Annotated in this window: 13 protein-coding genes; 8 read left to right on the top strand and 5 right to left on the bottom strand. The window is 39.0% G+C overall.

Features of this window, described 5'->3' with window-relative positions; all coding sequences use genetic code 11:
- On the bottom strand, positions 1-1,062 hold the full coding sequence (locus NGR58_RS04575) for a tRNA dihydrouridine synthase (RefSeq protein WP_258088463.1): 1,062 nt from the start codon (positions 1,060-1,062) through the stop codon (positions 1-3).
- Positions 1,063-1,274: 212 nt separating this feature from the next.
- Here NGR58_RS04575 and NGR58_RS04570 point away from each other — a divergent pair, with 212 nt between their 5' ends.
- The 5 genes from NGR58_RS04570 to NGR58_RS04550 all read left to right on the top strand — a co-directional run bounded on the left by NGR58_RS04570 (position 1,275) and on the right by NGR58_RS04550 (position 6,396).
- Positions 1,275-2,270: a YeiH family protein gene (locus NGR58_RS04570; RefSeq protein WP_258088462.1), complete on the top strand. Its 996-nt coding sequence runs from the start codon at positions 1,275-1,277 to the stop codon at positions 2,268-2,270.
- 132 nt (positions 2,271-2,402) lie between these two features.
- A complete protein-coding gene (locus tag NGR58_RS04565; protein ID WP_258088461.1) occupies positions 2,403-2,954 on the top strand; it encodes a 3'-5' exonuclease in 552 nt (183 codons plus the stop codon).
- 47 nt (positions 2,955-3,001) lie between these two features.
- Positions 3,002-3,955: a TDT family transporter gene (locus NGR58_RS04560; RefSeq protein WP_258088460.1), complete on the top strand. Its 954-nt coding sequence runs from the start codon at positions 3,002-3,004 to the stop codon at positions 3,953-3,955.
- 163 nt (positions 3,956-4,118) lie between these two features.
- Positions 4,119-4,631 carry a GNAT family N-acetyltransferase gene (locus tag NGR58_RS04555; RefSeq protein ID WP_258088459.1) on the top strand — a complete coding sequence of 171 codons (513 nt, stop codon included), beginning with the start codon at positions 4,119-4,121 and terminating at the stop codon, positions 4,629-4,631.
- A gap of 364 nt (positions 4,632-4,995) precedes the next feature.
- Positions 4,996-6,396 carry an APC family permease gene (locus NGR58_RS04550; RefSeq protein ID WP_258088458.1) on the top strand — a complete coding sequence of 467 codons (1,401 nt, stop codon included), beginning with the start codon at positions 4,996-4,998 and terminating at the stop codon, positions 6,394-6,396.
- Positions 6,397-6,490: 94 nt separating this feature from the next.
- Here NGR58_RS04550 and NGR58_RS04545 read toward each other — a convergent pair whose 3' ends face one another.
- Both NGR58_RS04545 and NGR58_RS04540 read right to left on the bottom strand, forming a co-directional pair.
- Entirely contained in the window at positions 6,491-6,895 is a 405-nt protein-coding gene (locus NGR58_RS04545) for a hypothetical protein (protein WP_258088457.1), read from the bottom strand.
- Entirely contained in the window at positions 6,882-8,207 is a 1,326-nt protein-coding gene (locus NGR58_RS04540; RefSeq protein ID WP_258088456.1) for a Y-family DNA polymerase, read from the bottom strand. The genes NGR58_RS04545 and NGR58_RS04540 overlap by 14 nt, the downstream gene beginning before the upstream one ends.
- 156 nt (positions 8,208-8,363) lie before the next feature.
- On the opposite strand from NGR58_RS04540, the gene NGR58_RS04535 reads away from it, so the two are divergent.
- Positions 8,364-9,836, top strand: coding sequence for an MDR family MFS transporter (locus NGR58_RS04535; protein WP_258088455.1), 1,473 nt, complete (start codon positions 8,364-8,366; stop codon positions 9,834-9,836).
- A gap of 55 nt (positions 9,837-9,891) precedes the next feature.
- Here NGR58_RS04535 and NGR58_RS04530 read toward each other — a convergent pair whose 3' ends face one another.
- Positions 9,892-11,739 (bottom strand): FAD/NAD(P)-binding protein, encoded by a 1,848-nt coding sequence (locus NGR58_RS04530; protein WP_258088454.1) that lies wholly within the window; start codon positions 11,737-11,739, stop codon positions 9,892-9,894.
- Complete coding sequence (locus NGR58_RS04525) at positions 11,736-12,401, bottom strand: NAD(P)H-hydrate epimerase (RefSeq protein ID WP_258088453.1); 666 nt, start codon at positions 12,399-12,401, stop codon at positions 11,736-11,738. The genes NGR58_RS04530 and NGR58_RS04525 overlap by 4 nt, the downstream gene beginning before the upstream one ends.
- Before the next feature lie 142 nt (positions 12,402-12,543).
- On the opposite strand from NGR58_RS04525, the gene NGR58_RS04520 reads away from it, so the two are divergent.
- Both NGR58_RS04520 and NGR58_RS04515 read left to right on the top strand, forming a co-directional pair.
- On the top strand, positions 12,544-12,882 hold the full coding sequence (locus NGR58_RS04520) for a hypothetical protein (protein WP_258088452.1): 339 nt from the start codon (positions 12,544-12,546) through the stop codon (positions 12,880-12,882).
- Between the two features lie 117 nt (positions 12,883-12,999).
- Positions 13,000-13,704: an MIP/aquaporin family protein gene (locus tag NGR58_RS04515; protein ID WP_258088451.1), complete on the top strand. Its 705-nt coding sequence runs from the start codon at positions 13,000-13,002 to the stop codon at positions 13,702-13,704.
- Positions 13,705-13,726 lie beyond the last annotated feature (22 nt).

Raw genomic sequence — 13,726 nt, 5'->3', positions numbered from 1 at the left:
TTATTTTGTTGTAATTGCAATTGTGTCGGCTGCTTTTTGAGCGGCCCATTGCTCATCAAATTGATCAAGTAATTCACGGACTTGTGTCGTGTTGTTTGTATCCATCAAAGCAACTCGTAAGTCAGACGCGTATGAAAAATGACGCACGTATATTTTAAAGAAACGCTTTAACTTTTGGAAGTGCATGGGACCAAATTCAGCAGTGAATTGGTCGTATAAGTCTAATTGCATACGCAATAGGGTAAGGGTCTCATCTAGCGTATGCTCTCGTGGTGTGATTTCAAAAGCAAAAGGATTCTCAAAAATCCCGCGACCAATCATAATACCATTAACACCAGGATGTTGGCGGACTAATTCAAGACCATCAGCACGATCTTTAATATCACCATTGATTTGAAGTAAGGTGTTTGGGGCGATTTCATCACGTAATTGCACTAAACGGTCAATGTATTCAAAGTGAGCGGGCACTTTTGACATTTCCTTACGTGTACGCATATGAACAGTAAGTAGTGGGATATCTTGTTTTAGAAGAAATGGAATCCACTCTTCAAAAGTGTCAATTTGATTGAACCCAAGGCGAGTTTTAACAGAAACAGCTAAGCCTGCTTTTTTAGCACTAGCAATAATTTCTTCAGCTTTATCAAAATGGCGAATCAAATCAGAACCACTATTATTCTTAACGACAGTAGCAGCTGGGCATCCCATGTTAATGTCCACGGCTTCGTAGCCACGTTCTTTTAAGTCAAAACAAGCAGTCTCAAAATCAATACCACGATCACCCCATAATTGAGCGACAGGCATTTGTTCTGATTCTTCAACGTGCAAACGACCTTGTACGGTGAACTTTGCTTTTGGATGGGTAATACTGCGAGCATTTGTGAATTCGGTAAAGTAAACGTCAGGGCCACCAGCTTTAGCAACGACACGACGGAAAACAGAATCTGTTACGGCTTCCATAGGAGCCATGGTGAAGAAGGGGATGGTGTCTAATCCTGGAACAGCAGGATGTTTTTGAGCATCGTCCACAACTTTTTGCCAATAAGGAGATTTTACTTGGACCATTTAAAGTTCCTTTCTCAAAGAAATATGTATTTTTGATACGAAAATTTTTAAACCTTATCCATATTAGCGATATTTTGTACAATTTTCAAGATATTAACTTCTTAAAAGTAAATAATGGTCATATTTAGGACAAATTATGCAATTTTTGTTAGTCTGATGGGTAATAAGGTGTATAATAATGCCGATTTGCTATAAAATTTTTAGGAGTTCACATGGTAATTAGAAAGAATATGATAGCGGGCATTATCTTAACGTTTTTGCTAGCTTTCGTTGCAAAACTACTGTCACCTTTCTTACCAACATTAGGTGCCGAGGCATTGGCTATGTTGGCGGGAATTGTCTTAGGAAATACAATTTTTATCAACCAACGTTGGGCAGCAGGAGTTAAATGGGCTGAAAAATACCCGATTGAGATTGGGATTGCCTGCCTAGGTTTGAATGTTACTTTAACAAATATGGCTTCACTTGGATGGCAAGGTGTGTTGTTTATTTTGCTACAAATGTCATTGACCATTTTCTTTGTGATGTGGCTTGGTGGCCGTATTTTTAAAGTTGCACCGGCATCAGCAATGATGATGGGAGCAGGTAATGCTGTCTGTGGTTCAAGTGCAATTGCATCAGTGGCACCGGTTGTGGGCGCTAGTGATGATCAACGACGGACGTCCGTAGCAACAGTCTCACTGGCTGGTGTGGTATTACTATTTGTCTTACCAATTTTAGGACCGGCCGTGTTACCGGATAATATGATGGTTAGTGCCTTGATTGGTGGAACCGTGCAATCAGTTGGTCAAGTATCTGGAACTGCGTCACTTGTTGGTGGCAGTGTGGTTACTTATGCACCAATTTTCAAAATGCTACGTGTCATTATGCTATCAGTAGTCGTTATTTTTATGGCACGTCATGCTGCAAAAATATCAACTGATACTGGTACAGCTACTAAATCAAAGATGAGTATCCCTTGGTTTGTCATAACATTCATTATTCTGATGTTGATCAATTCATTTATTTCACTACCTCATCTTGTGACTCATACAGCACAAAATATTACGAGTTTTTTTGGTGTTGTTAACTTAGCGGGTATTGGATTAAATTTGAAGTGGACAACGATCAAGTCATCAGGAGCTAAGTTCCTAGGATATGGACTTGTTACGATTATTTTCCAAGTAGTTATTGCCCTAGCGCTGATTTATATGCTAATGGGTGCTTAATTAAACGAAATCTAAAGAATAAGGTCTGAAATTTCGTCAGTTGATGAGAAATTTTCAGGCCTTTCTTTATAATTATTGTTAAAATTAAAATGCTTGATGGATAAATATTTTTGGGGAGGTGAGTATTAATAAATGCTATTTACGAATTTAAATAATTATGTGGTATTTGATTTGGAGATGAATGGTAGTAATCAAATTATTGAGATTGGTGCGATTAAAGTAACAGGTACCCAAAATATTGAGAAATTTTCAGTTATTGTTAATAATCCACCTGTTGGTAGCGCCATGAAATCATTTAAATATATTACTAAATCAATGGGTGGTAAAGACGGCTGGATCACGTTGGACATGATTAGCCATGGTATTTCTGAAGAACGCGCCTTAAGTCGTTTTATGCGATTTGTTGGTGATTATGCAATTGTTGGTCATGCCATTATTGATGGTGATGTCCAGCTGATCAAAGAAGGCTTGCAGCATCATAATCTTGGCAAATGGGACACTCGCGGCAAATTATATGATACGCAGCAAATTCATGGTGCTATTGCAGGTAATCCGCAAGACATTTCACTAATGGATTTAGCAGAAATGTATGGGATTGATTTGGGGCAACAAAAGCACCGGGCGTTACCTGATGCAAAAGAGACACTGGCTATTTTTTTAGCTATGAAAAAGGCATGGCGTTAGTGCCATTGAAATTACCAGACAAGTGAAATGAGTTGAAGGAGAATTTCATGGTACAAGAGTTGAAAAAAATTCCAATGGCGTTATGTGGTTTAATTTTAGGTATTGAATCATTAGGGAATTTATTTATTATGAATGGTTTTTTCATGACGGGTAATATAATTGGCATAGTGGGAATGATCTTAATGTTGTTTGTATTTGCGAAACTGTTGTTCGCATATGGTAGTGTCCACAGTGAAATGATGAACCCTGTAACTGCGGGGACGCTACCAACGTTTACAATGGCGTTGATGTTGATGGCAATGTATTGGTATCGATGGGGAATGACGCGTTTTGCCAGTTGTTTGTGGTTGGCTGCAATTATTGTTCATCTCGGTATCATGGTCGCCTTTTGTTGGTTTAACTTAATTCAGACCAAGCCGCGGTTACAAGCCGTTTATCCAAGTTGGTTTGTGATGTTTGTTGGTATTGGTGTTATTCCAGTTAGTGCACCAATGTTTAGTACAATCATTGGTCAACTCTTCTTCTGTTTAGCAGTGGTGTTGTATGTCATTGTTTTCCCAATTGTTATTTTTCGATTAATCCGTTTGCGGGAAATGACAGAAGGAGCGCTGCCGTTGTTGACAATTATGGCAGCGCCAGCATCGTTGTGTTTAACCGGATATTTAAATATTTTTAGCCAATTTAATCATGCTTTTGCCATTGGCATGGCGATTTTTGCGCAATGCCTTTACTTTGCTACGTTATTTTTAATGGCTAAAATTTATATCTCTGCTAAACATTCATTGTTACGATTTTATCCAAGCTTTGCAGCCTTTACTTTTCCATTGGTTATTGCATCAACAGCGATAACGGTCTTATCAAATCGTTTAAACCTAGCTAGTGGTGTGATGGCTTTAGCAAAAATTGAATGGCTTGCGGCGACGTTGATGATTATCTATGTATTTGGTCACTATTTAAGATTCTTAATGAGTTTGATGAAATCAACAAATGATTCAAATTAGGGTGAAATAGCCTAAAAATAAAATTATTATTTTAATAAAAAAGGTTGGGTTTTTGTTTTTAATTTGTTAATATAATGTTCTGCTATTTAATAATTAGTAGGTATTAAATAAGAAACGTTCTATAATTAGAAAATTTAATAATGTAGACGCGGAGGATACGATTATGTTGATGTACACAAGACCAGCCCAGCCAGAAGATTTTCCAGCAATTTGGGCTGCGTTTCAAGATGGCGTTGCATACTTGGGTGAGCAAGGCGCATCGCAATGGCAGGGCGAAGGTGCACCAGACAGGGCTTTATTTGAAAAAGATATTGCTAATGGCTGGGGAATCGTTCTGATTTACGATGGACAAGTAGCCGGTTATGGCTCATTAGTACCAGGACCAGAAGCAGAATATGAAATTTTACAAGGTGAATGGGTTGGTGAAGAACCAGAATATGTCGCCATTCATCGAGTAACGATTAATTCGCACATTCGTGGTAAGGGTGTTGGTAAAACATTAACACGCGATTTAGTTAATTTAGCACGTGCACGTGGCTATCGTGATATTCGCATTGATACATTCCCAGAAAATATCATTATGCAGAATGTTATTACGAAAACTGATTTTACATATAGAGGCATGGTACCATTTGAATTTGGTGATCGACTAGGTTACCAATTATTAGTAGATTAATACATTTATGAGATTTTTTTCATAAAACAATTGACTTTGCACGTAAATGGGCTTAATATCTACAGGTAAACTAAAAGAAAAGGAAATGTAGATATGCAAACTTATTTGTCAGTAACATCAGCGTTTAGTTACTTTACGTATTTCGGGTAGTCATCCGAATTCTGCGTAAGGTTGTTTGCGCTGAACATTTGGATGACGGTAAAGTATCCAAATGTGTGAAAGCAAGTGAGCAACTTGTAATGCATTATCTGCATACACGTATTGGATACAATGATGTTATCCAATACGTGTTTTTTATTATCTTGGTATTTTTCAAATGACAAATGGGTTGTAGCATGATGTTCCGTGAAAGGAAGTTATATATATGGGAATGTGGCAGAGAATATTTAAAAAGGAGTCATTAGACACCTATATGAGTAGTGATGGCCATTTTGAAAAGTCACTAAATGCAAAAGATTTAGTTGCTTTGGGAATTGGTGCAGTGATTGGTTCAGGAATTTTCGTTTTACCTGGAACTGTGGCAGCAACGACAACTGGGCCAGCAATTATTTTTAGTTTTATTTTGGCGGCCTTAGTATCGAGCTTAGTAGCGATGGCTTATTCTGAAATGTCAACTGCTATGCCAGTAGCAGGATCAGCTTATTCATATGGTAATGTTATTTTTGGTGAAGTGATTGGCTGGGTATTAGGTTGGGCACTAATTTTGGAATACATGTTAAGTGTCTCGGCTGTTTCGACGGGGTGGTCAGCTTATTTTGCTAACCTGATCTCTCCTTTGGTCAAAATCCCAACGGCCTTATCAGGTGCTTATAACCCAGCAAATGGGACGTATATTGATATCGTTGCTGTTGTCATTGTTTTGTTAATTGGTTTGCTATTACGTGGCGGCTTACGTCAGTCAAAACGTGTGGAAAATGCAATGGTCTTATTCAAGATAATTATTATTTTGGCGTTCATTGTGATTGGTTTCTTCTTTGTTAAGAGCAGTAACTACAGTCCTTTAATTCCAGAACGTGTTAATGGTGCGTTTGGATGGCAAGGAGTTATTACTGGAACATCGATGGTCTTTTTCGCCTTTCTTGGTTTTGATGCATTGTCATCATCAGCAGCCGAAGTGAAAAATCCTAAGCGTAACATGCCAATTGGAATTATTGGTACGCTAATTATTGCGGCTATCTTGTATGGTTTAATGGGATTTGTACTAACTGGTATGGTACATTATTCTAAGTTGAATGTTGCGGATCCAGCAGCTTTTGCTTTGCAACAAGTTGGTCAAAATTGGGCATCATTGATTATTACAATTGGTGCATTGATTGGAATGGCAACGATGATGTATACAATGACGTATGCGGCATCACGGTTAATTTATGCGGTTGGTCGAGATGGCCTGTTACCCGGTGGTGTTGGTAAGCTAAATAAACAAGGAAATCCTAATCGTGCCTTAACTGTCGCAACAGTTGTTATTGCCCTATTTAGTGGGTTAGTGCCATTGGACGCCTTAGTTGATTTGGTTAATGTTGGTACTTTGTTGGCGTTCGTGGTTGTGTCATTGGGTATCTTGCCATTACGTCGTCGTAAAGACGTTAACCATGATGGTTACAAAATGCCAGGTTATCCGGTGATGCCAATTGTTTCAGCACTGTTGACAGGATTCTTGATTACACAATTACATGCTGAAACATTGATTGCCGCAGGTGTCTGGTTTGTTCTTGGTCTTATTCTGTACTTGACGTATGGTGTCCGTCACTCAAGAATGAATCAGTAATGTCGTTAAACTTTCTGAATCATAATTAAATAATTTTAAGCACAAAGAGGTTCAGAGGCATGTTTTTGTCTCTGAACCTCTTTTTACTTAAAAATTACTGAGTGGTGGGTGGCGTCTTACTGACCCACCATAAATTAGTTTGCGGAACAAATTGTGTACCGATAACGATGGCTTCATCAGTATAGCCTTTAACTACGCCAGTTATCATAGGTGGATTAATGCCTTGTTCTGATTGTGTGTTCAATTGAATGGTTACCGTGTCCTGTTGGGCATATGCTTCAAATAAAATTTTGGCAATTAATTCTGGAGCCATTTCGGGTTTGCGTACGCGTTGATTGGCATGCTTTACTTCATGGGCAATTTTATTCACGTGCTCAGTATGGTCAGATAAATAGTAACCCTGCCACTTGACCATACCGCGGTCATGATAGTCGTACTTAAAAAACTGACGGGCTTGTTTGAGGGTGACGTTATCAATTTCTTCATTATCTATAGCCATAGGCATTACCACCATTATGTCCGCCGACCAGCCCAACGCGGTCAAGCATTGTGCCCCCAGCTAAACTAGAGCTTTTAAAAATGGCATCAATACCAAATTTTTGGCGGATCATATCGATTGTTTCATCTAACTGATGATGTTGTTGCATAGTAGCTGGTGGCACAAAAAGGTCCAATTGTTCCTCACCCGCAGTTTCTAAATTACCAGCACTAACAGCGATATGGCGAATGATTTCACCATGATAGTGAACGGTAAATAGTTGGTGAAGTGCTTGTGTAATTTGGGCACTTGAGTTTGTTGGGGGAAGCGTCATTTGAACGTGAAAACCGTGGCTATCAGTCGGGTTATGATATCCTACCCCTAAACCAAGCGAGATTTGGTTGGTAACTAAATGTTTGGCACGTAGTCTACTGGCGATTTGTTCACCAATTTCCCTAATGATGACGGCAATTTCAGTGGGATTATCATAATCTCGTGGTAGAACTTGGCTGTTACTTAGTGCACGACTTTTTGCATGATACTTTTGTCTAACGAGACTACGATCAATACCCCAAGCAAGTGCATAAAGTTCACCACCGACAACCCCAAACTTTTCAACCAAGTGGTATGGATTATGCAAAGCTAAGTCTTTCATTGAAAAGATGCCTAAACGATTGAGTTTCTTAGCTGTACGTTTGCCAATGTGCCAAACATCAGATAGCGTTTCAATTGGCCATAGAAACGTTGAAATTGTTTCATAATGCCATTCACCAATTAGACTAGGAGCGTGTTTAGCAGTTAAATCAAGCGCCATTTTAGCCATTGCTGGATTGTCGCCAATGCCAACGGAGGTATAAATACCAGTTTTTTTCTTGATTTCTTTTTGAATGATACGGGCGATTTGCTGGCGTGTTAAATCATGGCCATCACCAAATTTTGAAATAATATATTGATAACTATCAGTAATGTCCAGAATAGATTCATCAATTGAGTAAATGTGCAGATCCTCGTCAGCCACAAATTCACGATAGATATCATTAATTTGTTGATTTTTTTCAATGTAATAATTCATCCGTGGTTCAGCAATCAATAAATCAGGATGATAGGGTACATCTCGTTGTCGCATAACGTTACTGATACCCAGTGTTTTTTTAGCCATTGGTGAAGCAGCAAGTACCAGACCACCATTTGTATTTTCTTGCTGACTCATCACAACGAGCATGGTTTGCAGTGGATTTTTACCACGGTCAACGCATTCGACACTGGCGTAGAAGCTTTTGGAATCAATGACAAAAATAGCTCGTCTGGGTTCGTCTTTGTAAACATCAAGCATAAGGTATCCTCCTGGTTAACTTTAACTTAATGTTAGGATAAACCTAATTTCGGTATTCTGCAAGCTTTAAGTTAATTGTATGTTGCTTGTAGTCATTGTCTACCATGTGCTATGATTGATTGTTCACGGAATTTATAGGAAATAGGAGTAGTAGTTTTGGAAAAGGAAAAAACGAATAAAGGTATGGTGACATTGGCCTTATTCATCGCAACTTTTTTAAGTGCGGTCGAAGGGACCATAGTGTCAACAGCAATGCCTACCATTGTCGGTGACCTAGAGGGTATTTCAATCATGAATTGGGTGTTCTCGATTTTCTTATTGACGAGTACGTTGACTACACCAATCTATGGGAAATTAGCTGATAATATTGGTCGTAAGCCAGTATTTATTGCCGGGTTGATTATATTTTTAACTGGTTCTGTATTAAGTGGATTTTCGGCTAGTATGCCACAATTAATCATTTGGCGTGCCATTCAAGGAATTGGTGCAGGAGCTATTTTGCCAATTTCTAATACGATTATTGCTGATATTTATCCGCCTGAAAAACGTGCGCAAATTATGGGTATCAATAATTCAGCATGGGGAATTGCTTCTGTGGTTGCTCCATTATTGGGTGGCTTGATTGTTGATAATTTTACTTGGCGCTGGGTATTCTTTATTAATTTGCCATTTGGCTTATTATCAATGATTCTGACTTTAATATTTTTGAAAGAAGAGAAACGGTCTACCGAGGGACATTTGGACATCTGGGGTATCGTTTGGCTATCAATGACGATTTCAGGAATCTTGTATGGTGTTGAATTACTTAATAAAGCACACATTAACTGGGCCATGATCGTAGTTGTTGCGATTGTTGCAATTGTTGGTTTGTTACTGTTTATTAAACGAGAAAAACGTGCCACAGACCCAATTATTTTGTTGGACTTATTTAAAAATAGGACCTTTGTTATTCAAAACTTCGCAGTGGGGATGATGGCAATCTTCCTAATCGCTTATGAAGTCTATGTACCATCATGGACACAAGGAATTTTAGGATTGCCAGCAACGTTTGCTGGTTTTGCAACAACGCCTAGTTCTATTTTTTGGATTGTTGGATCATTTATTGCTGGTAAGATGTTATCACGTCTAACACCACAAAAGATTTTGATGGCCAGCATGGGGCTTTTGGTGGTTAGTGGCACGATACTAGCGTTCTTACCAACCAATACACCATTTGTTATATTCTTACTTATTGGTGTATTTTTGGGAACTGGTTTTGGTATCACTGTGACTGGCTCAACAATTATTTCGCAAAGTGTTGTATCGCTTGAACACATCGGTATGGCTACTTCGTTTAATACATTGATTCGTAGTTTGGCACAAAGTATTTCCATTTCAATTTTTGGAATTGTTATGAATCAGTCCTTGCAAAACGGTATTGCGCAACATCCAGATAAGCAATTAACAGTGGGGATGTTTAATAAAATGATCAATCCACACACGGTTGATGAATTATCAAATAAGATTGTGCCAGTGATGCATAATATTTATCATACTGGATTACGTAATATTTTTATTGTTGCGGTTATCTGCATGATTTTGGCATTTGTATATAATTTAAAGCACCAAGATCAAGGGGTTGTACAATAAAATCCAAATAAAAATAGGTTGAGACATAATTTATGTCTCAACCTATTTTTTTGCTTTATTCAAAAATTGTTTGGGCAATATTCTCAGCATCGCTCAGGTTTTTATCAGTAATTCCTGGACGTGGTGAGAACGTTGTAAACCATGACCAGCCTTCTGTTGGGACACCCCAAATAAATAGGCCAGGGACTTCTTGATCTTGTTGGTCAATTGCCGTCATTGTCTGTTTATTCATGCGTGTACCACCAGCAGAGAACGTTGAACCATCAGATTTCGTGTAGGTTGCTTCGCTTAGAATCCCCTTTTCACGTAAATTACTCATCAATGGGTTGATGGTATGTGAGAGTGAAGGTGCTGATAGGTGTGCTTCAACCAGATTATCAACAGTCCACTCGTTGTTACGGTTATCGCGGGCCACAAAGTGATTGTCTTGAATGCTTGCGCTGAGACCAGGGCTAGCAATCGTTAACAAGCCGGTTTCAATCAGGGCGCGCATCTGCTCAATACGTAAAATAGGTGGGCCAACAGAAATCAAGGTGTTCAGTGGGTTAAAGTGGCGCAAAAACTTTTCATATTCATCAGCATTTAGATAGCCAGCATCCAAGTAGTGGCGAATGACTGAGCGAATATCACGTAACATATCAAAAGCACCCGCATAAGGGGCGTCGTTATTTCCTTTGTATGCATCGTTAATATCCCAAGTTAGGTAGTTCATCATAAAGTCACTATATTCGACCTCTTCAGGAATATCAGCAACTGGGTTTAGGATACGTTGCCAATCCATGATATATTCTTCGGCGACACCATATTGACGGGCGGTCTTATTCAAATCGTCACTTTCAGCAAGTGCAGTCATAAAGTGATCGGCATTGAATGGCCAAGTAATTCCAAAGTCATTGATTGTATTACGATAATGCTTATATTCTAATTCCTTTTTCAGTAATTTGAAAAAGTCATCATATGATAGTTGACCGTTGTTTTCGTCAGCTAGCTGATCAAGCTTTTTGTTCGTAAAGAACAGTGGTTGGTAACTTTCAGTTGCCTTTTGATTAATACCACGCGCATGCAAAGGCAAACCACGCCGAGAACCCGCAATGATATGCGGTTCTTTACCTGAGGGTAGATAATAAAGAACACCGTTGTTGTCACGTGCAAAACGACCACCACGACCAATCGTCAATTTGGCTAGGTAATCAAAAAAACTTAATCCTAGACCACGAAGCACAACCTTTTGACGGGCTGGAACATCATCTAAATTCGCTTCTGCAGGATGAGTTGGTCCAATATATAGCATGTTTTCATGGGCATTAGCAGCATCAGTAAATGCTTGTTGCTCTTCTGATAATTGGTTATCGACCATCCCCGTTGACATGACAACTTTATCAGCCATAAAGTTGGTCCCATCATCTAAGACGATTTCATATTGATCGTCTTGAGGGATAACATCTAAGACTTGTTTACGTTCATAAGACAGCATGACATTACCAGGAATTTGAGTACCTAAACGTTCATAAAACCATTGACTATAAACACCAAATAGGGCACGAGAAGTAAAGCGATTAGGATTGATCCGTGCAATTTCATCAAGAAAGTGTTCACTGTTAACAAAATGGCGCCGTTGTATATATTCTTTACCATATGTAATTGCCCATTCATAAAAGTTAGGACCATAGGTGGCAGTTGCTGCATGGTTCGGTATGGAAGGGTCGGGGAATAAGGTTAATTGGCGAGTAACTGTGTTCATTAGGAAAAGTGGACTTTGATCCGGATTCCAAACACGGCCACCAATTGGGAAACTGTCATATAAAGTAATATCGACAGGCCTTGTTGTTTCCTTGGCATAAGCCATCAGACGTTCTAATAGGGTTAAGTTGCGTGGTCCGGCACCAACTAATACAATCTTCATTGGTTGCTGCTCTCTTTCTTAAAATTTGATAGTTCTTCTGGAGAATAAACGCCAATATCTTTAACGTAGATATTACCAGCACGTTTTAGGCCTTCATTTTTTAGTAATCCTTGTTTAGGATATGCAAAAGTAACCGTAGCAGATGCGCGGATGGCAGAGCCTAAAATAGTACCTGTTGTTGCATTTAGACCGGATGGAATGTCAACTGACACAACCGGAATATTAGCAGCATTAACGCGTTTAATGATTTCACCTAGTTTAACAGGGACTGGTTTTGATAGTCCGGCGCCAAATAGGGCATCCACAATAACCGTGTAATGGCGGAAGTCGCGGACACGATTATGTGGGGTAACACCGTATTTACGGGCGATGTCTAGTTGTTTTGCTGTATTAGGAGTCGCGCGATGGGCATCACCTAATAGCAATAAGTCAACACTAACACCTTTTTGTGCTAACATGCGAGTAATGGCAATACCATCACCACCATTGTTGCCTAAGCCAGCAATAACGAGAACATTGGATAAGTCAAAAGTACCTGCACCGAGTACTTCCATCACAGAGATGGCTGCTCGTTCCATTAAAACTAGGGGATGGACACCAATTTCATCAGTGGTGTAGTGACTAAACCTTTGCATTTCTTGTGCAGTTACTGATTCAATCATGAAAAGCAACCTCCTTCAATTTTTTATATCTTAATAATCAATTACGACGTTCAGTGTTTATTATATCGCAACTGACTGTTAAAATGTTTCTAGTACAATGTTTTTTTACATTCAGTAGACGAAATTAGTAAGGAGGATAAAAATGAACACGCAAAAGATTCCGGAAGATATGCAAGATGTGCGTGATCGTGTTGACCTGATGGCAGGACGTGGCTTTACAGTATCGGAAGAAGATGTTATTAAAGAAGCATTGAAAATGGGCTTTCAATCAATTGTGGATGAAAAAATGGATGGTAATTATTATACCGTCCGTTGGGATGAAGCCTTTCATGACTTGCAAGTCCTTGGGATTGATAATGAGCTGGTTGGTTCAGCAAAGCCAAAAGCGGATGGTCCTGATTTTATCAAGCAATTTAAAACTAATGCAACGAATACATGGTTTGCTTTAGACAAAGACGCATTGGCTATTATTGGCCGTTAAGGTTAAAAATTTATTAATAAAGCTGAATTTAAGTACAATAGTGTTATATAGTTAGAGTTAGTTATTTATTTTGTTATAGAGAACAAGTCAATTTTATTTAAGGAGCAATTATTGTTTATGGAAAGTAATACACGTAAATACTTAGCAGAGTTCTTTGGAACGATGTTATTAGTTGCCGTTGGTACTGGTGCAGTTGTTTTGGTCGGTGTACAAACTGGTCCACTTCCTGTTGCCTTGGCCTTTGGTATCGCCTTAGCTGCTGGTGCCTACGCTTTTGGCCCAATCTCAGGTGGTCACTTTAACCCAGCCGTTTCATTGGGAGCAGCCATGAATGGTCGTATCTCATGGAAAGACTTTACTGGTTATGTTATTGCACAATTGATTGGTGGACTAGCTGGTTCAGCCGTTGTTTGGGCAATCATGAAGGGTGTTGGAGCCAGCGCTACGATGATCAAGCAAGTTGGCTTTGGTCAAACTGATTACACAACACCAGTTTCATTCTTCGGCGCAACTGTTATCGAGTTGATTTTGACATTCTTCTTTGTACTAGTTATCTTGATGGTTACTTCAAAGAAGGCTGAAGCATCTTCAGTTGCTGCACCAATGATCATTGGTTTGACATTGGCAGTATTGATTATTGTTGGTATTTCAGTAACCGGAGCTTCATTGAACCCTGCACGTTCACTTGGACCTGCTGTGTTCTTTGCAATGTTTGGTTCAGCAACTTCATTGACTCACGTTGCTGCTTACTTCATCGGACCTTTAGTTGGTGGTGCTTTGGCAGCATTGGTTGCTAAGTACGGTCTTGGTTCAGAAGAATAATTTTTAATAAATAACACTAAAA

The sequence above is a fragment of the Weissella fangxianensis genome, from assembly GCF_024718545.1.
Classification (GTDB): Bacteria; Bacillota; Bacilli; order Lactobacillales; family Lactobacillaceae; genus Weissella; species Weissella fangxianensis.
The sequence above is the reverse complement of the archived record's forward strand: the minus strand, read 5'-3'. Positions and strand labels throughout refer to the sequence as shown.

Bases quoted from the DNA above. Each gene is read 5' to 3' on its own strand.
- NGR58_RS04540 (WP_258088456.1), bottom strand. From the start codon at position 8,207: ATGCTTGATGTTTACAAAGACGAACCCAGACGAGCTATTTTTGTCATT.
- NGR58_RS04515 (WP_258088451.1), top strand. From the start codon at position 13,000: ATGGAAAGTAATACACGTAAATACTTAGCAGAGTTCTTTGGAACGATG.
- NGR58_RS04555 (WP_258088459.1), top strand. From the start codon at position 4,119: ATGTTGATGTACACAAGACCAGCCCAGCCAGAAGATTTTCCAGCAATT.
- NGR58_RS04530 (WP_258088454.1), bottom strand. From the start codon at position 11,739: ATGAAGATTGTATTAGTTGGTGCCGGACCACGCAACTTAACCCTATTA.
- NGR58_RS04520 (WP_258088452.1), top strand. From the start codon at position 12,544: ATGAACACGCAAAAGATTCCGGAAGATATGCAAGATGTGCGTGATCGT.
- NGR58_RS04545 (WP_258088457.1), bottom strand. From the start codon at position 6,895: ATGGCTATAGATAATGAAGAAATTGATAACGTCACCCTCAAACAAGCC.
- NGR58_RS04575 (WP_258088463.1), bottom strand. From the start codon at position 1,062: ATGGTCCAAGTAAAATCTCCTTATTGGCAAAAAGTTGTGGACGATGCT.
- NGR58_RS04525 (WP_258088453.1), bottom strand. From the start codon at position 12,401: ATGATTGAATCAGTAACTGCACAAGAAATGCAAAGGTTTAGTCACTAC.
- NGR58_RS04560 (WP_258088460.1), top strand. From the start codon at position 3,002: ATGGTACAAGAGTTGAAAAAAATTCCAATGGCGTTATGTGGTTTAATT.
- NGR58_RS04570 (WP_258088462.1), top strand. From the start codon at position 1,275: ATGGTAATTAGAAAGAATATGATAGCGGGCATTATCTTAACGTTTTTG.
- NGR58_RS04550 (WP_258088458.1), top strand. From the start codon at position 4,996: ATGGGAATGTGGCAGAGAATATTTAAAAAGGAGTCATTAGACACCTAT.
- NGR58_RS04565 (WP_258088461.1), top strand. From the start codon at position 2,403: ATGCTATTTACGAATTTAAATAATTATGTGGTATTTGATTTGGAGATG.